The 22,984-nt window shown below is 54.3% G+C and carries 20 protein-coding genes; all 20 read right to left on the minus strand.

Annotated features, from left to right (window positions below):
- Positions 1–21: 21 nt before the first annotated feature.
- On the minus strand, positions 22–654 hold the full coding sequence (locus tag RA210_RS07810; protein ID WP_201485988.1) for a GNAT family N-acetyltransferase: 633 nt from the start codon (positions 652–654) through the stop codon (positions 22–24).
- Positions 647–1,867 carry a glycosyltransferase family 4 protein gene (locus tag RA210_RS07815; protein WP_201485989.1) on the minus strand — a complete coding sequence of 407 codons (1,221 nt, stop codon included), beginning with the start codon at positions 1,865–1,867 and terminating at the stop codon, positions 647–649. Before RA210_RS07815 ends, RA210_RS07810 begins: the two co-directional genes overlap by 8 nt.
- Positions 1,868–1,872: 5 nt before the next feature.
- Positions 1,873–3,003, minus strand: coding sequence for a non-hydrolyzing UDP-N-acetylglucosamine 2-epimerase (gene wecB, locus RA210_RS07820; RefSeq protein WP_201485990.1), 1,131 nt, complete (start codon positions 3,001–3,003; stop codon positions 1,873–1,875).
- A gap of 36 nt (positions 3,004–3,039) precedes the next feature.
- Positions 3,040–4,158: a UDP-2-acetamido-2,6-beta-L-arabino-hexul-4-ose reductase gene (gene wbjC, locus RA210_RS07825; protein WP_201485991.1), complete on the minus strand. Its 1,119-nt coding sequence runs from the start codon at positions 4,156–4,158 to the stop codon at positions 3,040–3,042.
- Between the two features lie 3 nt (positions 4,159–4,161).
- Positions 4,162–5,196 carry a polysaccharide biosynthesis protein gene (locus tag RA210_RS07830; protein WP_201485992.1) on the minus strand — a complete coding sequence of 345 codons (1,035 nt, stop codon included), beginning with the start codon at positions 5,194–5,196 and terminating at the stop codon, positions 4,162–4,164.
- Positions 5,197–5,253: 57 nt separating this feature from the next.
- A complete protein-coding gene (locus RA210_RS07835; protein WP_201485993.1) occupies positions 5,254–6,378 on the minus strand; it encodes a glycosyltransferase in 1,125 nt (374 codons plus the stop codon).
- Complete coding sequence (locus RA210_RS07840) at positions 6,368–7,621, minus strand: O-antigen polymerase (protein WP_201485994.1); 1,254 nt, start codon at positions 7,619–7,621, stop codon at positions 6,368–6,370. The genes RA210_RS07835 and RA210_RS07840 overlap by 11 nt, the downstream gene beginning before the upstream one ends.
- A 306-nt stretch (positions 7,622–7,927) precedes the next feature.
- Complete coding sequence (locus tag RA210_RS07845; RefSeq protein ID WP_201485995.1) at positions 7,928–9,094, minus strand: glycosyltransferase; 1,167 nt, start codon at positions 9,092–9,094, stop codon at positions 7,928–7,930.
- On the minus strand, positions 9,082–9,867 hold the full coding sequence (locus tag RA210_RS07850) for a hypothetical protein (protein ID WP_201485996.1): 786 nt from the start codon (positions 9,865–9,867) through the stop codon (positions 9,082–9,084). The genes RA210_RS07845 and RA210_RS07850 overlap by 13 nt, the downstream gene beginning before the upstream one ends.
- Positions 9,868–9,884: 17 nt before the next feature.
- On the minus strand, positions 9,885–11,171 hold the full coding sequence (locus RA210_RS07855; RefSeq protein WP_201485997.1) for a lipopolysaccharide biosynthesis protein: 1,287 nt from the start codon (positions 11,169–11,171) through the stop codon (positions 9,885–9,887).
- A gap of 30 nt (positions 11,172–11,201) precedes the next feature.
- Positions 11,202–11,903, minus strand: coding sequence for an HAD family hydrolase (locus tag RA210_RS07860; protein ID WP_201485998.1), 702 nt, complete (start codon positions 11,901–11,903; stop codon positions 11,202–11,204).
- The gene (locus tag RA210_RS07865; RefSeq protein ID WP_201485999.1) at positions 11,900–12,640 is read right to left on the minus strand and encodes a 3-deoxy-manno-octulosonate cytidylyltransferase; all 741 of its coding nucleotides are present in this window, start codon (positions 12,638–12,640) and stop codon (positions 11,900–11,902) included. Before RA210_RS07865 ends, RA210_RS07860 begins: the two co-directional genes overlap by 4 nt.
- A gap of 57 nt (positions 12,641–12,697) precedes the next feature.
- Positions 12,698–14,296, minus strand: coding sequence for an aldolase catalytic domain-containing protein (locus RA210_RS07870; RefSeq protein ID WP_201486000.1), 1,599 nt, complete (start codon positions 14,294–14,296; stop codon positions 12,698–12,700).
- 468 nt (positions 14,297–14,764) lie between these two features.
- Positions 14,765–15,517: a hypothetical protein gene (locus RA210_RS07875; protein ID WP_201486001.1), complete on the minus strand. Its 753-nt coding sequence runs from the start codon at positions 15,515–15,517 to the stop codon at positions 14,765–14,767.
- Positions 15,518–15,524: 7 nt separating this feature from the next.
- Complete coding sequence (locus RA210_RS07880) at positions 15,525–16,250, minus strand: tyrosine-protein phosphatase (RefSeq protein ID WP_201486002.1); 726 nt, start codon at positions 16,248–16,250, stop codon at positions 15,525–15,527.
- Positions 16,251–16,432: 182 nt separating this feature from the next.
- The gene (locus tag RA210_RS07885; protein ID WP_201486003.1) at positions 16,433–18,670 is read right to left on the minus strand and encodes a GumC family protein; all 2,238 of its coding nucleotides are present in this window, start codon (positions 18,668–18,670) and stop codon (positions 16,433–16,435) included.
- Positions 18,671–18,807: 137 nt separating this feature from the next.
- Positions 18,808–19,290, minus strand: a complete 483-nt coding sequence (locus tag RA210_RS07890) for a polysaccharide biosynthesis/export family protein (RefSeq protein ID WP_442963388.1) — start codon at positions 19,288–19,290, stop codon at positions 18,808–18,810.
- 130 nt (positions 19,291–19,420) lie between these two features.
- On the minus strand, positions 19,421–20,587 hold the full coding sequence (locus tag RA210_RS07895) for an outer membrane beta-barrel protein (protein ID WP_201486004.1): 1,167 nt from the start codon (positions 20,585–20,587) through the stop codon (positions 19,421–19,423).
- A 92-nt stretch (positions 20,588–20,679) separates the two neighbouring features.
- The gene (locus tag RA210_RS07900) at positions 20,680–21,246 is read right to left on the minus strand and encodes a hypothetical protein (protein ID WP_201486005.1); all 567 of its coding nucleotides are present in this window, start codon (positions 21,244–21,246) and stop codon (positions 20,680–20,682) included.
- 135 nt (positions 21,247–21,381) lie between these two features.
- The gene (locus tag RA210_RS07905) at positions 21,382–22,824 is read right to left on the minus strand and encodes an MBL fold metallo-hydrolase (RefSeq protein WP_136488022.1); all 1,443 of its coding nucleotides are present in this window, start codon (positions 22,822–22,824) and stop codon (positions 21,382–21,384) included.
- Positions 22,825–22,984: the final 160 nt, after the last annotated feature.

Consider the following 22,984-nt stretch of genomic DNA (forward strand, 5'->3'; position numbering starts at 1 on the left):
AAGTTAAAGTCTGATGTGCTTTTATCTTTTTATTTCATATCTGTAATGGTTCATTTTTCGCCCGCCGGCGCGCTCTGATGTTTTTGTGAGCAGAAAGCCAAGGTTTGAGTAGAACCTGTTTACTGATTCATTGTTCAATGCGTCAGTGCTCAGATCGATCACAGTTGCTGAAGAATTTTGAGCCTGCTCGATGAATGAATTTACCAATGTTTTTCCATGACCACGCCGTCCACCCGTAGGATCAACCCCTATGGAAGCCAGTTCAATGGATCCCTCTGCGGCTCCACTAGGTACGCTTGAACGTTGGCGAACCATACTCATGTTTTCAAATATACGCATCCATAAGTAGGGGCGTAAGGCAACATGGACAGCAGCCGAGAGCATCATTTTTCGCTTTCGGCTGCCTAGCAGTTGATAGAATTTTTCTGGCGTAGCGAACCCCGCAACAAATCCTAATATTTTATCTTTGGTATCTGTTGCAACTAAAAAAATATGACCTTCATGGTCGAGGACTGTCTTGTAGTATGCATATAGAAAGGAAGGCCCCAAGAGCGTCATCAGAAATCCAGGGAATGCTCCTTGGTGAATCTTGACGACTTCTTGAATGTCAGTGTGTGTCGCGTGACGGACTAAGGTTTTTTCGATTTCATGCATGTTGGACTTTGCCGGCTATCCTTTTCAGGATGAACGAAATTTTGGTGACACCACTTTTTTGAGACATGTTATCTTCGTAAAATCTTTCTGCAGATTTTCCGAATAAATCCCGTTGCATGGCGCTGCATTGGGAAAGTTCTAAGGCCGCTGCCGCAATGTCTCCAGGGGAGCATGGTTTCGATACTATGCCCGCGCCAGCGCGCTTTATGATGTCAGCCGACTCGCCCGATACGGCCATCAGAATCGGCTTGCCCATGAATAAATATGCCTGCGTCTTTGAAGGGATGGTAATCCTGAAAACTGGATCGTCTGCAAGGTGCACCAGCAAGGCGTCTGCCTTCTGCAATTCGGCTCCGACAAGTTCTGGCTCTACGCGTCCCTTGAAAAAGACATTGCTCAGCTTCATTGAAGCTGCTTTTTTCTGCAGGCGGTCACGTTCAATTCCATCGCCGATGAATGTGAACTTTATTGCTGAGTTCTGACCCTGAACTATGCAGGCAGCATCGATAATATGGTCCAGCGCTTGAGCGGCCCCTAAGTTTCCTGCGTAAACTATGTCGAAATGTTCTTTTTTGGCTGGGATTTCGCGCTCTTGGTTGTTTATTCTTGACTCGTCGCACCAGTTGTAGATTCTGTGGATTTTTTCTTCGGGAACACCCTTCTCCATCAGTGCGCTCTTATAGCCGTCTGAGAGCACGATAATCGTACTGGCGCGCTTGTAGATCCATCCTAATATTGATTCGATATATCTGATGGTGCGCTGGCTTTTGAGCATGCCAGTGGCTGTGAGGGCCTCGGGCCAAAGATCCTGTACATCATAAACGAAGGGGCGTTTCTGAATGGTCGCTTGCAGTGCGCTGAATATTCCTCCAATCATTGGGGGGTAATATGAGTAAATAACGTCAGGTCGTTTTCCAATTAATATATTATAAGTAAAAGCGGAGAGTGAAAATGATAAATAGCTAAGCATTCTCTGCATGGCAGAGCGCCCGTGTGCTATGTAGGATGGCAGGCGAACAATCCGGACTCCATCGGTTTCTTCGACTTGTATAAGTTTCATCTTGTACCCGGGGTATATTTTTCCGCCGGGATAGCTGGGGTACGTCGTTACAACTTCTACGTCGTACCCCTGCGACGCAAGCTCTTTCACGAAAGAAAGGCCTTTGATGGCGTTTTCTGGATCGAAGAGCTGGGTAATAAGTTGTAGACGCATGAAAATTAATACCTTTTCCAGACCGTGCGCATCACATAGTCGCGATAGCTATGGATAATCCGTACCACCTTGTCCGCCACGTTGGGCATGCTGTAGTCGCCGACCAAGCGCAGGCTGCGCTCTTCACCGCGGGCCTGGCTTTCCAGGATCTGCAACGCCTGCATCACGCGTTCGACCTCCAGCCCGACCATCATCGCTGCGGCTTCCTCCATGCCTTCGGGGCGCTCATGGGCCTCGCGCAGGTTGAGGGCCGGGAAGTTGAGGATTGAGGACTCCTCGTTGATGGTTCCGCTGTCGGACAGCACCGCCTTGGCGGTGAGCTGAAGCTTGTTGTAGTCCTTGAAGCCCAACGGCTTGAGCAGACGCACGTTCGAGTGGAACTGCACCCCCATGGCATCCACGCGCTTCTGGGTGCGCGGGTGGGTGGAGACGATTACCGGGTAGCCGTAGTGGGCGGCAACGCTGTTGAGCACCTCGACCAGCTTGAGGAAGTTCTTGTCGTAGTCGACGTTCTCCTCGCGGTGGGCGCTGACGACGAAGAACTTGCCGGCTTCCAGGCCCAGGCGTTCCAGTATGTCCGCAGCTTCGATGCCATCGCGGTAGTGATTGAGCACCTCGAACATCGGACTGCCGGTCTTGATCACCATGTCCGCCGGCAGGCCTTCGCGCAGCAGGTAGTCGCGGGCGATGGTGCTGTAGGTCAGATTGATGTCGGCGGTGTGGTCGACGATGCGGCGGTTGATTTCTTCCGGTACCCGCATGTCGAAACAGCGGTTGCCGGCCTCCATGTGAAAGGTCGGAATCTTGCGACGCTTGGCCGGAATCACCGCCATGCAGCTGTTGGTATCGCCCAGCACCAGCAGGGCTTCCGGCTGCACTTCGGCGAGCACGCGATCCACGGCGATGATCACGTTGCCGATGGTTTCCGCACCGCTGGCGCCGGCGGCATTGAGGAAGTGGTCCGGTTTGCGGATGCCCAGATCCTGGAAGAAGATCTCGTTCAGCTCGTAGTCGTAATTCTGTCCGGTATGTACCAGCACGTGCTCGCAGTGCTCATCCAGCTTGGCCATGACCCGCGACAGGCGGATGATTTCCGGTCGAGTGCCGACCACGGTGACAACTTTCAGCTTTTTCATTGCAAGTCCTGATTCTTGAACAGTAGCCAAAGCCGCTCAGGCTTCGGTGCCGACCGGCCGGGCATAGGTGTCCGGGTGTTCGCGGTCGAAGATCTCGTTGGCCCACAGCATCACGATCATTTCCTCGTCGCCGACGTTGGTGATGTCGTGGGTCCAGCCGGGCACGGTCTCGACGATTTCCGGCTTGTCACCGCAGGTGAACAGTTCGTAGAACTCGCCGGAATCGATGTGACGGAAGCGGAAGCAGGCCTGCCCCTTGATGACCAGGAACTTCTCGGTTTTCGAGTGGTGGTAGTGGCCACCGCGGGTGATGCCGGGGTGGGCGGTGAAGAAGGAGAACTGCCCGGAGTCGCGGGTCTTGAGCATTTCCACGAACATGCCACGCTGGTCGCCATACTTGGGCACTTCGTAGGTGAAGCGCTCGGGCGGCACATAGCTGAGATAGGTCGAGTACAGCGCGCGTACCAGCCCGCTGCCCACCGGCTCGGTGACCAGGGTCTTGCGGCTGTCGCGGAAAGTCTCCAGTTGTGCGGCCAGCTCGCCAACCGTGATGCTGTACTGAGGCTCGACGGTGACGAAAGGCTCGCCGCTCAGCTTGCCGTCCATTACCGCAACGAAATGAGCGATCACGTCATCGATGTAGACGAGGTTGATGCGCGCCTGCGGGTCGTTGATCTGGATCGGCAGGTCGCGTGCGATGTTGTGACAGAAGGTCGCCACCGCCGAGTTGTAGTTGGGGCGTGCCCACTTGCCGAACACATTGGGCAGGCGGAACAGGTGTACGGCGGAGCCATGGCTGGCAGCCAGATCCAGCAGCGCTTCTTCGGCGCCGCGCTTGCTGGTGCCGTAGGGGTTGTCCAGCCCGGCCTGGATCGAGGAGGTGTACAGCAGCGGAATCTGCCGGCCACTGGCGACTATCGATTCGCACAGTGCCCGGGTCAGATCGGTGTTGCCGCTCACGAACTCTTGGGGATCCTGAGGGCGATTGACGCCGGCCAGGTGGAACACGAAGTCAGCCTGAGCCACCAGGGCTGGCAGACCTTCCAGTGGCTCCGTGCGGGTGAAGCGCAGAACTTCTACATCGATCCGCTCGCCCAGATGGGCAACCAGGTTCTTGCCGACAAAACCGTTGGCGCCGGTGATCAGTACCTTCATCCCTTATTCCTCGGGGGTCGCGTGTTCGCCGCGCTGGATGGCGCGCATGAAGTCCAGCTTCAGCAGCAGTTGCTGCATGCCCTCGACGTCCAGACGCTCAGTGTTGTGCGAGTTGTAGTCCTCGGTACGGGAAATCTTCTCCTCGCCCTGCTCGACGAACTTGGCGTAGTTGAGGTCGCGCAGGTCCGGCGGCACGCGGAAGTAGTCGCCCATGTCCTCGGCGCAGGCCATCTCCTCGCGGCTGAGCAGCGCTTCGTAGAGCTTCTCGCCGTGGCGGGTGCCGATCACCTGGATGGGATGGTTCATCCGGTCCATCTGGCGGGTGAGGGCGCGGGCCAGGGTCTCAACGGTGGCAGCGGGGGCCTTCTGCACGAACAGATCGCCGTTGTTGCCGTGCTCGAAGGCATACAGCACCAGATCCACGGCATCCGCCAGGGTCATCATGAAACGGGTCATGTTCGGGTCGGTCAGGGTCAGCGGCTTGCCGGCACGGATCTGCTCGATGAACAGCGGGATCACCGAGCCGCGCGAGGCCATCACGTTGCCGTAGCGGGTGCCACAGATCACCGTCTTGCGCTCGTCGACGTTACGCGACTTGGCGACCATGACCTTTTCCATCATCGCCTTGGAAATGCCCATGGCATTGATCGGATAGACGGCCTTGTCGGTGCTCAGGCACACCACGCGCTTGACCTCGTTCTGGATGGCAGCCTCCAGGACGTTCTCGGTGCCGATCACGTTGGTCTTGACCGCTTCCATGGGATGGAACTCGCAGGATGGTACCTGCTTGAGCGCCGCGGCATGGAAGATGTAGTCCACTCCTCGAGTGGCATTCAGCACGCTCTGGTAGTCGCGTACATCGCCGATATAAAACTTCAGCTTGGAATTGGCATAGCGCTTGCGCATGTCATCCTGCTTCTTCTCGTCGCGGCTGAAAATGCGGATTTCTGCGATGTCGGTGTCGAGGAAGCGTTTGAGGACGGCGTTGCCGAAGGAGCCGGTGCCGCCGGTGATAAGCAGGGTTTTTCCGTTAAACAAAGTGAAGCTCCTGGTCCTATAGGTAGAAAGAGTAGATTGGCTGCAGTGCTTTCCCTGTCAGGGCTTTTCCGCCAAGGCTTTACGCATGATGTTCAGGTAGCTCTCTGCTCGCTGGCGGGCATTGGAGAAGTTGAGTACATGCTCACGTGCGGCAGCCAAGCGACCTTGGTCTTTCCCATGACGTTGGGTGATGTACTTCGCGATGACATCTGCAGCTGACTCTGCATTTAGCGGATCGAAGTACCAGGCAAAATCACCACAGACGTCACGAACAAAACCGCGATCCGAAGCAAAGAGCGGTTTCTGCATGGCCATGGCTTCCAGCGGTGTTGCGGAAAAGCATTCGAGCAGACTTGGAAAGATGACGGCATCCATTGCTTGATAGAAGCTTGGGCACTGTGCCACTGACAGTGGACCTACGTTGATAGTCGATTTCTTGAAAAAATCTGATTTGGCTGCCCATTCGGAGTCATTCAGTGTCACAAAGAAGTCAACGTCTATGGCGTGATTCTGCGCAAGAATTCTGCGTATTTCTGTAATTAGGTTTGTATTCTTGTGTGGATAGTCGCGCCCAAGAAATCCAATAGAAAATTTACGTTTTGAGATCGGCTTTTTAAGGGGCTCCCAAATTACTGGGTCGAAGTATAGAGAAGATATGCAATTATAGACTACGTCGATGTTTTCCGGCTTGGCGATTCCTGCCTTGATTACTCCATCTTTGACATGATCCAGTTCGACGATCAGTTTGTCTGCGCGGCGAAAGAAGAGAGACTGGATAAAGAATTTGAGGCGAGTTTTTATTGCCTCAGTCTTTCCGAGTATATGATAGGCGCTTTTGTCAATAATCCAGAGTTGGGCGAATCCTACAATTTGGATGCCTTTCTGCACGCGAAGATAGTTTGGTCCAAAAATCGTAAACGTTAGGTTGTAGTTCTTTGCTGTCAAGTTAAAGTCTGAGGTTAATGCGGATAAGCCATAAGTATTAGCCTCTATGATGGATATTTTTGAGTCTAATGTTTCATGGTTTAATTTGACCATGTCTTTAATTTCGCTTGATATGGCAATATCGATTTCGAGGTCATGGATTTTTAGATGCATTAGTTCAGTAACAAATGACGCGGCAACTTGCACCCCCCCACCCGAGTGCAAGTTGCTAGCATTGATAAGTATTTTATTTTTCATTTGGTGATCGTGCTAGTTTAGTGTTTTGGTTGTTGCGGGCGAGAGATACTTTAATTGACGATTTTCGAATGAAAAACAAGCCGAATAAAACAGCCGCTAGATCTTGCGTGTTTTGTGGAAGGTAACCACGAGTAAAAGAATTTACTAGCCACGCGAGCAAAGAAAAATAGGCGTATTGGTAATAAATGCTATTTGATATCGTTGCTTTTCGAAAGGACTTAGCGTAGATGAAAGCGAATGAGAGTGAGAATAAAGCTACTCCAGCGTATCCTGCAGTATGATAATACTCTGCAAATCCCAATATGGCTAAGCCACTTTCATTGCTGCTTTGGCCTGTCATCATGGAGAGATAGTTAAATATAGGGGAGTAAGATTTATCTTCAAAAAAATATGAAGGTATAAAGTAGCTCAATATGTAGTATATCTGATCTGAGTACGCATAGCTTCCTGTGCGCTCCACCCAGTCTATAAATGCACCCGAGACAAATACTGTGGATGTATCGTTGAATAATCCAATGATAATCATGTCTAGGTAGCTAACTCCTTCTAGTTTCTCGAGTTGGAGCCCTTCCGAGTATTTTCTGGCAACGCCTACAACAGAAATAGTGGTGATGGCAAGTATAAGTATTGAGGCGTACTTAAGTGTTTGCAGTAATGTCATTCTCCGAAAGATAAAAAAAGAAAATAGCATTGGGATAAATAGGAATATAAGCCTATATCTAAATCCCATGTATATTATTAGTAATACCAGAAGGCTTGTTAGTATTTTTGAGCCGCGCATTTGTGTGACAAATGCATAGCCGATAATTACTGTTAACGAGTTAAAGAAAATCAGTATAAGGTTGTGAAATGCGGGGATTTTTATATCGAACAAGTTTAGTACAGCGTATCCAGTTAGAACTGCCGAATATGCGTAGACTAGCTTCGGATTTAGAAAGAAGTCATCAGCTTGGAGTGGTGATTTTTGGTTTTTGGAGTTATAAAAAATCAAAAAAGCAACGGTAAATAAAATCGAGAATAAGTTTATGGCTGAGTATATCTTGTCAAGTGTCCTTGAGAAGTCTGTGTTTAATAATTGGTAGCTCCCATTCCAATAAAGGCTAAAGCCAATAACCGTGTATAGAATTATGAATAGATTAACCATTACTGGAGGAGAAAGCAGCGCATATTTTTTGTTCTTGGTATCTATGGATATTAGGGTGATTATTAATAATGCAATAGATACAAGAAGTGTCTGGATCACTATTTATTACTCAAATTGACTTTTGTTTAAGTTTGCTATTCGTTTTTGTGATGATTATGGCCGGTCTGCGAAGATTTTGTTGCTCAGCGCTATCTGGGGGAGTATATAAAACCATAAAGTGGCTTTATTGTTCGGGCTGCTGGGTTTCGGCGTCTAGTAGAGATGGATTTGAAAATTTGCGCATTTATTCATGTCTATGTTGTGGGGCAATAACGAGGCTGATGAAAATAAGGTGACCTATGTTTTTGGTGGAGATGATTGATTCATATATTTTAAACAGGCGTTGCATGGTTTTTGTAAGGGTTTTTAAATGGCTTTGGACATGGGGCCTTTCGAATACATGGGGAGGGTACTGCTAGAAATCAGTGCGTTGCTAACAGCTAAAAATCGCTCCGCGGCAATGTTTGGGGACCATAGCTCTGTTATGGTTTTTTGACCGGAGTGTGAAATGTTTTTAGTTATTTCATTATTCTTTGCGAGTTTGAGTAGTATTTTGGAAAGCTCTTGCCAATCACCAGGTTTGAACAGGAATCCGTTCTCCCCGTCTTTTATTATTGCAGCGGCAGCACCAGCAGCGCTGCTAGCTACTACGGCACAGCCAACGTCCATGGCTTCATTAACTACCGCCCCCCAGCCCTCATATGCAGAGCTTGGTAATACATAAATATTATTTTTAGCCATTATTTCTGGAATTTTCTTGGCTGGGAGTGGAGGGTGAAAAGAAAACTGAGTACTATTCAAGTGCTCTCTGGCTAGTTTTTCAAGTTTAAGGCGCTCAGAACCATCGCCAATTAACGTTAGTTTGAATGCTTGATGGTGTCTTTTTAGCTCGGCAAGCGCCTTAATCAACGTATCAACGTGTTTCCATGGCAACATTCTACCTGCCCATAGTATTTTCAATGATGTGTCATCTAGGCTTTTGTCGACTTTTGAGGTGCTTTGCTCGGTAAAATATCCCCAGTTCCAGATGCGATCTTCGAATCGAGCTATAAGCTTTATGTCTGTGGCAGCAAAAGGCCCTATTGGAAGGTAATGAAAAGCTGGATTTTTTGTGAGTCGATTAAATTCCCTGGCCAGACAGGCAAATGAGGGGGAGAGCAGGCGTGCTACACCAACTGGTGGTTTCCACCAGCGCTCAGACATATAAAAGCAAATTTTTCCACGCGCCAATCTATCGGATATGCGCGAAAATCGACGTTCACCGCAGATGACTATATCGGCTTCATCCCACCACTTCTCAAAGATCAGTCTGTCTGCTTCAGATTCGCCTGCTCTTAATATCCAAGGCTCAACATTGTCATTGCTCCAGCCCATGCGAGTCCTTTCTGTATCGGGCGCTTGAGTAGCGCAAAACTTGAAATTATTTTCACCAACTAAGTGTGCCAATCTGCGGGCGAGAGGCATTTGGTGATGGCTGACAAGGTTTGAAACATGGAGTATTCGCAATTTAGATAGGCCCTTTAATTTGCCCATGAGTCATTTTCAACAGGTATGCTTTTTTGTTTTAAGTATTCTTTTAGCGAGGTAAATGTATTCGCCGCCCCTGAAAAAGCACCAATAGGTTGTTGGTGAAGCTCTTTGCTAAGTGCTAGAGCTCTGCCCTCACCAAAATCACAGCCGATTAATCTTATTTTTTGGGGTCTATATTTAGCTGCAAATAATATTGCGCTAAGGGCAGAGGTTTTTTCAATAATTGGGAAGCTCAGAACTTGCTCTTTAGAATAGAACCATTGATCAAGCTCTTTAAGTGATGGCTGTTTTGGCCATAGTACTGGTGGTAATGGAAGTTTGATTTTGAGTATTTTCTTGAATGATATTTTGTACCTGGCGCTGTCTGGGGCAATCCAAGTGATTTTATTTAATAGCTGCGTGTTCGGGGAAATGCACTGCTGAAAGAATATTGGTGCAACTATGGATCTTTTATTTCCTAGCGTCTCTATCTTTGAGAAATACGGCATTTTGGTTATGTCGTTCAATACACCCACATCTGTAGTGAAGAAGAAAGAGTTTTCTTTGTCTTTAATTTTTATTGCATGGTTTATATATATGTGGGTGTCAAATCTTTCAAAGTATTCTTTGTCTGCCTTGTCTAGGCTTGGGCCTGTGCCTATAATTAGTACTTTCTTATTTTTTATGGCTGACTCCCATTCCGGGAGATCTTTTTTTGTGCGTATTGTTAGGAGTTTAATATATCCTAGTAGTGAGCTAATCGTTACGGTTAAGGCCCACTTTATTTTCTCGTTCATTTGGTTTGTTTCTGATTTTATTTGGTTGTATTTTTTGGGGTTTTTAGCCAGGGCATGGGGTGAACTATTTGGGCTGTTGTCCATGTTAAAATAAATCTGATTGCCATGGATATGCAGAAAGCTATTGCTGCGCCTTCTACCCCTAGTTTGTTTATCAAAAGCACAAGCAGAGTCAAATGGAGGATGCCTGTACTTATGGTTACTACTGAAAGAACTTTTGTATTTTTGGAGTAAAATATGTGGTTTGCGACAAGAAGGTACATTCCACTAAAAGCTTGCCCGATGATGAGCCAGCCAATAACGGCGCCAGCTTGAGCGTAGGTTTTGTTTATTAAGTTATTTATTATCCATGGTGCAAGAAAACAAGCTATACCCGCCCCGGAAAGTATGACTAAGTAGCAGGTGTAATTTATGCGAACTATTTTTATTTTTTCTGAAATCGTATTTTTGCTTAGCTTTTCGTAGAGCCATGGCATATATGCCTTGTTTGCTGCATCGAATATTAGGCCAACTACTGATGAGATTTGTACCGCTAGCATGTATATTCCGGCCTCCGCCAGCCCTAATCTTGAGCTTATTATTAGTCGGTCAGCCGATGTTAGTAAAAATATCCCTCCCACGTGAGGGATTAGAGGTATTCCGAATGCTAGTATATCCTTGATGTGGTGCAGATTTGGTTTGTGAGGGATTAAAATTCCGTCTCGTTTGAGTAGTAGTAGTGCTATTGCCGAGGCTATAAAAATAGTGATGCTGTGTGCTGACATTCTGCCATCTACCCCCTGAGACAGTACGACAACAAGGAGTAATGAAAGTATTAAGTTTGCTAAGCTTTGGCTGATTTGGAGTGCGCCGTATGATAGGGCTTTTTTTTGCACCTGCCATAACGAAAGTCTTAACTGGATAAATGCCGTGCTTGCTGCAACTAAAATGCTAATTAATAACCACTGCGCGCTAAGTCCTGTTGAGTCGCTGAGTTTTGATTGGAGTGTTAATAGTAGAAAGATGGCTATTAAAGTTGTAGATGTAACAACAAGAAGGCACGAGAAATTAAATCGCCCAATTTCGTTGTGACTGGAGTTTTCATAATATTTTCTGCTGGCTGAAAGGTGAGTGCTAAGCCCTATAAAGGCTAAGAAAGCACTTATGAGTGTTTGAAATATTGATGCTTCTCCGTATTCTTTAGGTGTTAAGTACTGCGTGAGTATGGGTATTAATGCCAAGGGCGCTAGTGCGGAAACTATATTTGCGATTAGGTATGCTGATGAGCTTGATAGTAGGATGTTTTTTTTTAAAATTTTCAACATGAATGCTTGGCTTTCTTTGTGTCTAAGAAGTTATTTCGTGTCAAAAATTTTAATGCTGGCTGTGAGTTGACTGGCTATTTTCGATATGTTGGATACATTTTGTATTTTTTGTTCGTGGCACCATTTGTCCCAGTCTGTGACCTCGGACCAGCTGCTTATGAATAGGAAATCGAGTCCGGCTGTGGTTGCTGCTTGGTAGTCATACTTGCTATCGCCAAGGAATAGTGCTGGATTTTCTATGTTTCCATTTTGGATTTCTCGGGCCAAAATTTGATCCTTGGTGTCGGGGCTTCCAAAAATACCACCGTCGAATAAATCCGCTAATCCACGCGTTGCAAATACTTCGCGCAATTCGGTTTGGTCTCCTCCCGAGACGATCAGCCAACGCGAATTAGGGGTCCGCTCTCGCAGCAACTGCAAACTTTCAGCTACTTGACAGTTGAGCAGGCCATGCCGAACTTGGGCAGCGTAGCTCTGCAAAAGTGTATCTAAGTCGATGTCAGGAGGTGATATGGTGTGGGTTGGTATTATCTGCTCTAAAAAATGGCTGAATTTTTTATAGCGCGACACGCCACCGTTGGCTACGTGATAATCCACAAATGCCTGAGCTGCAGCTTCGCCATATGACAAAGTGGTTTGGTAGAATGCACGGGTTTTTACCCTGTTCGAATTAAGCACTACGCCATCACAGTCGAAGATCAAGGAGGCATATTCTGTAATGATATGTTTCATGCGAAGCCTGCTTGACACAGTGCCTCTTCAACTTTGGCTACATCGCCTGGTACATCTACGGCCAAGCTGCCGGGCTTTGTTTCTATCATCCGAACTGTTTTTCCGAGTTCAAGGAAGCGCAGAATCTCAATATCTTCAAATTTCTCTAACTCACTCTTTCGCCCAAAGCTACTAAACGCAACCAGTTCTTCCCGGGTGAAAGCGTAGATGCAGACCTGTTTCTTATAGCGCTGAGGTTCATATTTGGAGTCTTTAAAGCCAGGCAGGGCTAAGCGTGACATGTACACCAACTGGTTTTTCTCGTTAGTGATGACTTTTGGAATGTTTCTACTGTGCGGGTCTTCCTGCCCACTGATCCAGCTGAAGCCGTTGATTATTTGCTCTGGATTATCCAGCTTGGCATCGCGGACCTTAAGGATGTCCAATGGGTCAACTAGTGGCTCATCGCCCTGTACATTAATGTAAATGTCAGCATTAATCTGGTTGGCTGCTTGCGCTACGCGATCGGTGCCGGTGAGTGCATCGTCACCGGTTATAACCGCCTGAAAGCCGGCCTGCCTTACTACATCTGCAATGCGCTGGTCCTCAGTGGCTACATAAACATTTCCTGGCCCAACAGCTCTGGCGGAGAGCTCTGCCACCCAAAGGATCATCGGTTTACCCAAAAGCTTTACCAAAGGCTTACCAGGGTAGCGAGTGGAACTGTATCTGGCTGGGATTAACACCACACTGCGCATTATGTGCCTCCTTCTATTAGTTGTTGTGCAGGGTAAATTGTGAAATCTTATATTGATTTAAAGTGCATAAACCGATAGCGTGGGTAAGCCATAGCGCGTTGGGGTAAGCGATTGCAGTGGCAAAGCTTGTGCGGTCTTTTGATATGCTTCCAGTAAGTTCTGCATTTCTTTGCTGCGAGGGTCGTCCTCGCCATAGCCATCAAAACCAGCCATCAGCACTTTTTGAGCTTGACCGCTGGTGGCAACAGCGAGCGCATAAGCTACCACCAAGGAGGTAGGCGCAATGCAATGAGTATCGGTAAACTGAAAGGTTTCTGGCTGTACATTTAAGCCGAAATCCAGTATCTGTTTATTAGACAAGGAATTTTGGACATCTTGTGGCAGCATGGAGTAAGGCGTTATCAAGGGCTGTGGAAGTTTAGTGTGTGCCTCGCAATCTGCCAGAAGCCTTACGGGATGGCAGGCTACACGAAAATCGATCATTTCTGCGCAAATAGCGCTTTGGGTGTTCAAGGCTAAAACAAGCGGCTTGTGGTGGCGAATGTAACGCTCCAACGCAGCGCGGTTACCCGCTACACCCGGGCCGGTGCCCAGAAGTAATACATCACGTCCGGCAAACTTTTCTTTGGGTGACCAATGGCCTGTAGGTTCGCTATGGTAAAAATGACGAGCGGCATCTAGGGTATGCAGGTTGAATTTTTTACCGCCTTCCTTGCGGAGATGCTCGATAACCGCTAGTACATCCTCGTCGCTGAAGCGTGAGTCGCTGAGCATTTCCTGAATGTATGTTGGATGAATTCCATATTTACCGGCCAAATAATAATAAGGGTTGGTTCCCCAGCCATAACGGACTTGCATAGGCTTGAAATGCTCTCTGAGCAAGGCCATCAAAGGCACCATGTTGACTGACTTGCAGCGGCGTTCTGCCATCTCGATGGCAAGCTCCTCCGTGCGAGCATTGCCTGGCCCGCGGCCCATGCCAGTGACAGTTGAGTCCACCCAAGTAACGCCCTCATCTAGCGCGCGTAGCGTATTGGATAATGCCAACCCTAGGTTGTCATGTGTATGAATACCGAGCGCCCCTGACCATTCACTGCGTAACCAGTGTATGATTTTTGCGGTTTGTTCGGGTGTCATACTGCCCATAGTGTCCGCAAAATATAGTGCGTCCAAAGGATAAGCTGCGGCTTCTTTAGCCAGCGCTTTAATTTCAGCCTCACTCCGGTCGGCAATTTGCATCAGGTTAAAACCTACCTGATAACCACGCTGTTTGAGCCACATCACAGCCGGCAAGGCTTGGTGGAATTCATGCACATGGCTAGCAATTCGCACGAGGGAAATAGGTGACTCACTCGCAGGAAGAGGGAAAAGTTGCTGCAGAACTTCGTTCTGTGGAAGGTCGCCAACTAATTCACTGGCATTCACCATCACGCCTAAGGTCAACCCAGAAGGAATCGACAAGCTGCGGATGAAATTATCTGTTGTGTAGGCACAGGCCCCCTTAAATCCAGAATTGTGCAGGGAGCGCAGCCCCATCTCCACCACATCCACCTCAGCCGCAGCCATGGCTTCAAGGTACTGGTGAATCACTGTTTCAGAAAAATGCCAAGCATTGTAATAGCCTCCATCGCGGAGGGTGCAGTCGAGGAATTTCATGTAATTAGATTCTTCATTTTAGGAAAGTCAAATTGATCTCTGCGCTTAATTGCATAGACCACTTTTAAAATATATATAAGACTAGGTTCTGAGCGAAAAATCGAACAGGTAGAGTCGGTGCCATGAAAGACTGAAGGTCTGCATGGTGGTAAAGCGCTACAAATGCCCTGATGCCGCTTGGAAGGTGATCGCGGATCTGGTTGTTCTCCCGAACAAAAAATGGGGAGGCTTCGCAGTGATGACTGACTGATGCTCATCGGCATCTTTTGGATCCTATGCTCAGGTGCAGCCTCGCTTGCTCTGATCGAGTGCTGCGCACCTGGGAAGAGGAGTACGTGACGATGGCACCTTTGAGTAGATTCTGCGGCATTTGCATTTGTGCCAGCGCAAAGATGGCTTGAACGATCTGGATACCTGATGATCGATTCGACCACTACAATTCGAGCAACCAGAGCCTGACAAAATCTTTCAGTGGCAGATCTTGCGGGTATCTTTGCTGGCAGAGTTTAGACTGTCGCAAAGCTCGTCGGTCATCCCGGCTCGTTTGGCAATGGCCAGCAGGTTCTGGGCTTCCTGCGTGCTGTAAGCAGCGGTGCGACGAGCTGACTCGAGAATGCGTTCGCGCTCGCTAGCGTTCAGTTGCGGCCAGGCGGTGAAGCCGATTTCTGCAATGCGGCGGTTGATGGCGATACGCCAGGGGCCGAGTTCGTGGGCTCGCTGCAGGGCGCTGTGAAACTCGGCGTCGAACTCCAGCAGATAGAGCTTGGCGTAGGCGAGGGCGCTCCAGTGCTCCGGCCAGGTGGGCCGTGCTTCCGTGGCGGCGCGGAAGGCCTGCAGGGCGGCTCGGCGCGAGGCCTCCGCCTTCGGCTCGCCGAACGGCTGGCGGAATTGCTGCCACTGTTCGATCAGGCCCAGTCGGTGCTGGTAGGCGCCGTTGGCGACGGGGTAGAGGTCGATGGCGCGCTGGGCGGCGTCGCGGGCGATCTGCCAGGCGCGTTCGCCGGGCTCTTCCCCTTTTCTTTCCCAGTCGCTCAGGAAGGCGCTGGCCTGGTGGCTGGCGATGCCGGCGAACAGGAGGCTGGTGCCGGTGTACAGCAGCGGCAGGCAGATCGCGACTGCCAGCAACAGGCCGAGGCGTTCGGTGGTCCTGCTCGCTGCTTGTGTGTCGCTACGCGAGCGGTTGCGGCGCCGGCTGCTGGCGTGGATGCTGGTCGAGGTCATGAGTGGGTCAGGCGAAGTGGCTTTGGGCGATCAGCCAGGGCGTGTCCTTGACCAGGCGCTCGGCCTGGCTGTCGCCGACGATGCGTGCGGCGTGCTCCATTCCTTCGGAGAGTCGGGGCGGGCGGTGCTGCTCGTTGTGGGCGTCGCTGGCGAGGATGGTCACCAGGCCCTGTTGCAGCAGGGTATGGGCGATGTCCTGAGCGGTGCCGCCGAAGTGGCCGGCTACGGCCCCGGCAGTGACCTGCAGCAGGCAGCCCTGTTCGATGAAGGGCTTGAGCTTGTTCGGCGCGCGCATGATGCCCTTGTTGCGTTCGGGGTGGGCGATCATCGGCACGACATTGCGTTGCAGCAGCCAGGCGGTGAGCCGTTCCGCGCCGAAGGGGACTTCGCTGTGCGGGAACTCCAGCAGCAGCACCTTCTTGTCCTGCCAGCGGCCGAGGAAGGGAAGGGTGCCTTCGGCGAGGCTGGCCATCAGTTCCATGCCGAAGCGTACCTCGGCGGCCCAACTGACCTGCAGCTCGATGCCGGCCTCGGCCAGGCCGGTGGTGAAGGTGTGGTGGGCCTGGTGGATGCTCTGGCGGTCGTTGTCGTAGCGGCCGGGGTGGATGTGCGGGGTGCAGACGATGTGGGTGATGCCGTCCTGTACCGCGATGCGCGCCAGGCGCAGGGCGGTTTCCAGGTCGGGGGCGCCATCGTCGATGCCGGGGAGCAGGTGGTTGTGCAGGTCGATCATCGGTGTGTTCTGGTATCACGGTATGGCCGCAGAGCGGCTGGTGATGCGTTCCCACGCGGGAGCGTGGGAATGATCGGGATTGCAGCAGGACCGCGGAGCGGCCGGTGATGCGCTCCCACGCCGGAGCGTGGGAGCGATCGGTTCGTGGCGAATGAATTCGCCCCTACGGCGGGATCGGCGATTTATGCCTTCTGGGCTTCGTTGCTGTAGCCGTAGTAGTCGTAGTAGCCGCCGTAGCTGTAGCCCTGTTTCTTGGCCTTCTGGATGTCGACCTGGTTGAGGATGACGCCAGTGACCGGGGCGTTGTTCTGCAGCAACTGGCCGACGCCTTTCTGCGCCAGCGGAATGGGTGTGGCTTCGGACTTGATCACGTAGAGCAGGGCGTTGGCATGGGTGGCGAGTACGGTGGCGTCGCTGACGGCCTGGGTCGGCGGGGAGTCGATGACGATGCGGTCGTACTTGCTGCGCAGGAATTCGAGGACCTTCTCGAAGCGCGGCGACGACAGCAGTTCCAGCGGGTTCGGCGGCACGGCGCCGGCGCTGAGCATGTCGATGCCGTCGACGTGCTTGATGCACTCCTCCAGCTTGGCGGTGCCGGCGATCAGGTTGGCCAGGCCCGGAGTGCCGACCGCGAAGTCGAAGTTCTTCGCCAGGGTCGGACGACGCATGTCGGCGTCGATCAGCAGCACCTTTTCCATCTGGCCGAGGGCCATGGCCAGGTTGGCCGAGACGGTGCTCTTGCCTTCGCCGGGGATGGAGGAGGTGATCACCAGCACCTTGTGCGGATCGTCCATGCCGGAGAGCACCACGCCGGTACGGATAGTACGGATCGATTCGCTGAAGCTGCGATCCTTGTTGTCGCTGAACAGGTGGGCGACTTCCGCACGCTGCTTGTTCTTGATCAGCGGCAGGATGCCCAGCACCGGCAGGTTGAGCTTGGTCTCGACTTCCTCGGTGCCCTTGAAGGTGTTGTTGAGCATCTCCAGCAGCAGGCTGATGCCGACGCCGACCATCAGGGCGAGAATGCCGGCCAGGGCGACGATCAGGCTCTTCTTCGGCTTGATAGGCGAGGTCGGCACCACGGCCTGGTCGACCACGCGAGCGTTGGCGCTTTCCAGGTCGGAGGTGGCGCTGGTTTCCTTCAGGCGGCTGAGGAAGGTGTCGTACAGGGCGCGGTTGGCTTCCACCTCGCGCTGCAGTTCGCGCAGCTTGAATTCCTTGCGCGAGATGTTCTGGATCTGTGCCTTGTTGGCGTCCACCGAAGCGCGCAGCGAGCCTTCGTTGGCCACGGCCAACTGATAATTGCGCTCGATGCCGGCGACCACCTGCTCGACCTGACCGCGCAGGCTGGCGGAGGCGGCGGCCAGTTCTGTGCGTGCGGCCTCCATGGTCGGGTGGCGGGCGCCATAACGCTTGGACAGCTCGTCCACCTTGGCCTGGGCCTTGGCCTGGTTGGCCTTGAACTGCTGGATCAGCGGGTCGCCCAGTACTGCCGGAATGCTGGCGAGCTTTTCCCAGCCGCTGCCACGGCTGGCCTGGATCTGCCGGTACATGCTCTCCGCCTCGGCGCGCTGGCGGCGGGCATCGACCATGCGGTCGCTGGTGGCCGACAGCTCGGCGGCGCTGATGGTCGCCACGCCGTCGATGTCCACCAGATTTTCCTTCTCGCGGAAGGCCTGCAGCTTGTCCTCGGCGTCCTTGAGCTTGACGCGCAGCTCGGAGAGGCGGCTGTTCATCCAGTTGGTGGCGGTCATGGACATTTCCATGGTCGCCTCCAGCTGGCCTTCGATGAAACCGTTGGCCATGGCGTTGGCGGCCTTGGCGGCCATGCGCCGGTCGGCCATCTCGACCTGGACTTGCACCAGTTGGCTCTTGCCCATCGGCGCGATGCTGACGCGCTCCATGAAGGCCTTGGTGACCGTATCGAAGATCTGCGCTTCGGTCGGGTCGACGCCTTCCTCGAGGTCTTCCGGCAGGGTGGCGGGGATGGCCTTGCCGATGTTGAAGCTGGACAGCAGGCCGCCGATGTCGATCAGCGGCTCGGGCTGCTGGCGCGGGTCGAATTCGGGATGGGTGGTCAGGTTCAGCTGCTTGACCACGCGCTCGGCGAGGGCGCGCGACTTGAGCAGCTCGAACTGGGTCTGCAGGTATTCGTTGCCGGTGCCTTCCAGGCCGTAGACCTGTTCGATGGACACCACGTTGGCCTTCTTCTGCTCGATCAGCAGGGTGGCGCTGGCACGGTAGATCGGGGTGATGCTGAAGGCGGCGAGCGCGGCCACCATCATGACGACCAGCATCAGCGAGAGGATGCTCCACTTGCGCCGCCAGATGATCTGCCACATCTGCAGCAGGTCGGGGCCGTCGCTTTCCAGACGCTGGGCGATCCAGCTGCGTTCGGTGGTCTGGGCGTTACTGTCCATGCTTGGGGAAACTCTGGAGGAAGGGTGACTGGGGTGGCAACAAGGCGCCTGACGGTCTGTCGTGGCGGCTGCGCCCCGGGGCTGACTGCCGGGGCGGTGTGTTCATGTCGCTCGACGGCTGCAGCAGCGGACCGTGCTCAGAAAAAGCCCTGGTCGATGGTGATGGTGTCGCCGGGCATCACCACGGTGTCGAGGGTAGCCGGTTGCGGAGTGCGGCTGGCGTCCTGGTCGCGAATGATGGTGATGCGACCGGTCGAGGCGCGTTCGGTCAGGCCGCCTGCCAGGGCCACGGCGCGGCGCAGGGTCAGGCCGGGCTGGAACTTGTAACCGCCGGGGGTCTTGACTTCGCCGCTGATGAAGAACTCGCGATACTCCAGCACGCTGACCGAGACGCGCGGATCGACCAGGTAGTCGCCCTTGAGGCTTTCCGTGAGCACCTTTTCGATTTCCGTGGCGGTCTTGCCCTTGGCGCGCACTTCGCCGATGAAGGGGTAGGAGAAGATGCCGGCATCGTTGAGGCGTACTTCCTCGAAGCTGAGGTCGGGTTCGCCGAAGACACTGATGCGGATGACGTCGCCGGAGGCCAGCTTGTAGGTGGAGTTGCCTTCAGCCATGGCCATGCTGCTGTTCAGCAGGATCAGGCCGAGAATCAGGCGGAGGAAGTAACGGATGACCATGTGGCTCGGGTTCTCTGTTGGGGCGGTGCAGATGGGAGGGGGCATGCGCCCCCTCCTGGCCGGCTGCAAGGGATTACAGGCTGGCGTTGAGCGTCAGGGCGTAGATGTTGCGCTCGTAGCTCTCGTTGATGGCGTCGGAGTCGTTCTCGGCGTACTTGTAGCCGATGCCGACGTCCAGCCAGCGACGCATTTCGTAGGTCAGGCCGATGCCGAAGGTATCGAGCTTGTCTTCGCGGGTGATGTCCTGGTACTCGCGGTCGCTGCGGGTGTAGCTGACGTTGGAGGTCAGACGCTCGGCCCAGTCATGTTCCCAGCTCAGGGTGGTGGTCTGGGTCTTGATGGTGGAGGCGTTGTCCTCGCCCTCGTCGAAGCCGCGGCGGGTGTTCAGGTTGAAGCGCGAGTAGGTGCGCGGCTCCCAGGTGGCGCCGACTTCCCACATGCCGGTGGACTTTTCGCCGACGCGCGAATCGTCGAAGTCCTTCTTCTCGCGACCGAACTTGGCGGTACCGGTGGTCTTGGCAGTGGCTTCCCAGGTCAGACCGGCAAGCAGGCCGGTGTTGTCGCTGTTCTTGCGGCGGCCGGTAGTGTTGGTGTAGTCGTAGTCGGTGTAGCGACCTTCCAGCAGGGCCTTGGTCTTCGGCGCGATGCGGTAGTAGAAGGTGCTGCGCAGCGCGGTGGTGTCGCGCTCCTTGTCGGCATTGAGGCCGTTGCTGTTGGTGTAGCGCAGTTCCTCGTAGTTGGCACCGAAGTCGATCTGCGCACGGGCGCTCTGGGCACCGAAGGTGTACACGCCACCGACGTTCTTGGTGTTGTACATGTCGTTCTCGACATTCTGGTCGACCGAAGCGGTCTCCTCGATGTCGTGGTAGCCGGCATTCAGCTTCAGGCGGTTGCGCGCATCGAACTCGAAACCGGCATCGGCTGTCAGGTGATGGTCGGTGTTGTTGTCCTTGTGGCTCGAGTGGAAGGTGTCGCTGACCGCGGTGTAGCTCAGCTTGTAGGCGCTCTTGCGGCCTTCGGCGCCGAGGCTGAAGGTCGGGGCGATGGTGGTGATCCAGGACGACTCCTCGTTGCGTTCCACTCCGCGGAAGTTGTCGTCGTAGCGTTCGCTGACCTGCAGGGTCGGGGTGAATTCGAGGCCGTCGGCCAGCTTGATGCTCGCGGCCTCCAGGGCCAGCACGCTGCTGCTGGCGGCGGAGACGGCCAGCGCCAGCAGGCTGATGTGCAGTTTCTTGCTCATTGAAAAAAATTCCTTTCCTGCAAGGGGCAGGGGATGGTTACCGGGATGGCGGCATTCCTGCCGCCATCGGGGGGTTGAGTCCGGGAGGCGGATCAGTTCTGGCTGGCAGGGGTGCTGCTGCCGCCGCCGCCGCCGGTGCCGCTCGGGATGCCGCCGGTGGTGGTAGTGGTGGTGCCGCCGGGGCTGCCGCCTTGCGCGCTGTCGGTGCTGACGCCGGCAATGGAGGCCACACCCTTGCCGTCAGGGCTGACGCCTACGCTGACGGCGAAGCTTGCGGCGGCAGCGGTGGCAGCGCTGGCTACGGCTTCTTTGGCGGCCTGGCCCTGGGCGGCATCCACGGCAGCCTTGCCGATGGCAGCGGCGGTCTCTGCGTCGCGTGCGGTGGCTACGGCGGCACTGGCGATGGTGGTGGCGGCCTGCGGTGCGGCCTGGATAGCGGCAGCCACGATGGCTTTCGCTTGTTCCGGAGAGGCGGCGGCAACCAGAGCAGCGACGGCTTCGGCAAGAGCCTCGTCGGTGGTGGCAGCTGCGATGGCCTGGGCCTGCTCTGCGGTCACGACGCCTGCGGCGACCATCTTGTCAGCGGTTGCTTGATCCGCCATGGCCTGGCCGGAGGCCAGTGCCAGGGCGATGGAGAAGGCGGTAAGGGTTTTACGCATGTTCAACGTCCTCGTTGTTTACAGCTGGTGAACTTGCCGATATCGGTGTGGCAAGGAGATATCAGAGGTGCAGCGCAGGCCTGCAGAATGTGCGCCTGAGCTGCAGATTGTATCTATCGGCAGTTCAGCGGCTTTCTACAGACCGGTCTCGATCGTCACTGTGCGCGCATTTTGCCTGTATTGCTCTTGCAAGGCACGGGCCAATTGCCGTTTTGCGATGTCCTCGCCATGCACCAGGCGGATTTCGCTCGGCCAGTGGCGCATGCGGGTGACGAAGCTGACCAGTCCCTGCTGGTCGGCATGGGCGGAGTAGCCGCCCAGGGTTTCGACGCCGGCGCGGATGTCGATGCGCTCGCCGTCGAGGTCGACGTAGCCGCCGCGCGGGCCGTATTGCTGGATGGCCTGGCCGGGCGTGCCCTTGGCCTGATAGCCGACGAACACCACATTGTGCCGTCTGTCGCCGAGCATTGCCTTGAGGTAGTCGACGATCCGGCCGCCGGCGCACATGCCGCTGGCGGCGATGACGATGGCCGGGCGGCCGCTCTGCGCCAGGTGGCGCACCATGCTCAGGTGGTCGCTGTGGCTGTCGACGGTTATCAGGTTGGCGAACCCCAGCGGGTTGCGGCCCTTGCCGACGCGGCGCAGCGCTTCCTTGTCCCAGTAGGGTTGCAGCTGCTGGTAGACCTCGGTGAAGCGGCTGGCCAGCGGCGAGTCGAGCACGATCGGCAGGCCGGGCCAGGGGTTGTCCTGCGGGGCGCCGCTCTTCTCCGCGGCGGGGAGCTTCATCCGGTGGATGATGTCTTCCAGTTCGTACAGCAGTTCCTGGGTGCGGCCGATGCTGAACGCCGGGATCAGCACGCTGCCGTTGTCGACCAGGGCCTTCTCGATGACCGCCTGCAGTTGCCGGCGGCGGTTGGCGCGCGAGGCGTGGCGGCGGTCGCCGTAGGTGCTTTCCAGCACCAGGGTGTCGGCCTTCCACGGCGATTTCGGCGCCGGCAGCAGGGGCGTATGGGTGGCGCCCAGGTCGCCGGAGAAGACGATGCGCCGTTTTTCGCCGCTGCTGCGATAGCGCAGGTCGCACTCCACATAGGCCGAGCCGAGGATGTGGCCGGCACGTTGCAGGCGGATGCGCGCGTGCAGTTGCGGATCGTCGACTATGCTGAACCAGGTCTTGTACGGCAGCGCGATGGTGCGCATCCCGATCAGGCTGAGATAGCGCTCGAGCAGTTTCGCGTCGCGGCTGACGCCGAGACGGAAGGCGTCTTCCAGCACCAGCGGCAGCAGGCGGGCCGAGGGCTCGCTGCACAGGATCGGCCCCTTGAAGCCCGCGGCGAGCAGTTGCGGCAGGCGGCCGATGTGGTCGACGTGCACGTGGGTGGCGACGAGCGCCCGGATGTTCCGGGTGTCGAAGCCGATCTGCAGCTGCTCGGCGTTGCCCAGGCCGTCGGCGGAGGTTTCCGCTCCCTGGAACAGTCCGCAGTCGATCAGCAGGCTATGCTGGTTATCCAGCAGCAGTTGGTGGCAGGAGCCGGTGACGCCGTGGGCGGCGCCGTGATGCAGGATTTGCGGGTAGGCCATGATGTCAGTCCGTTAACGGGGCCGTGGTTGCCGCACTTCGGGCACGCTACCGCCCCAGGATTTTCCGTCATATCCTGAGAACGTGGCTTTGTGCATATGCATGCCAGCCGGCTACACGCAGCTTGCGTGTCCGGTTCGGCAGTCGAGTCGAGATTATGGG

Origin of the sequence: Pseudomonas sp. OF001 (assembly GCF_904426495.1) — a bacterium.
Taxonomy (GTDB): domain Bacteria; phylum Pseudomonadota; class Gammaproteobacteria; order Pseudomonadales; family Pseudomonadaceae; genus Geopseudomonas.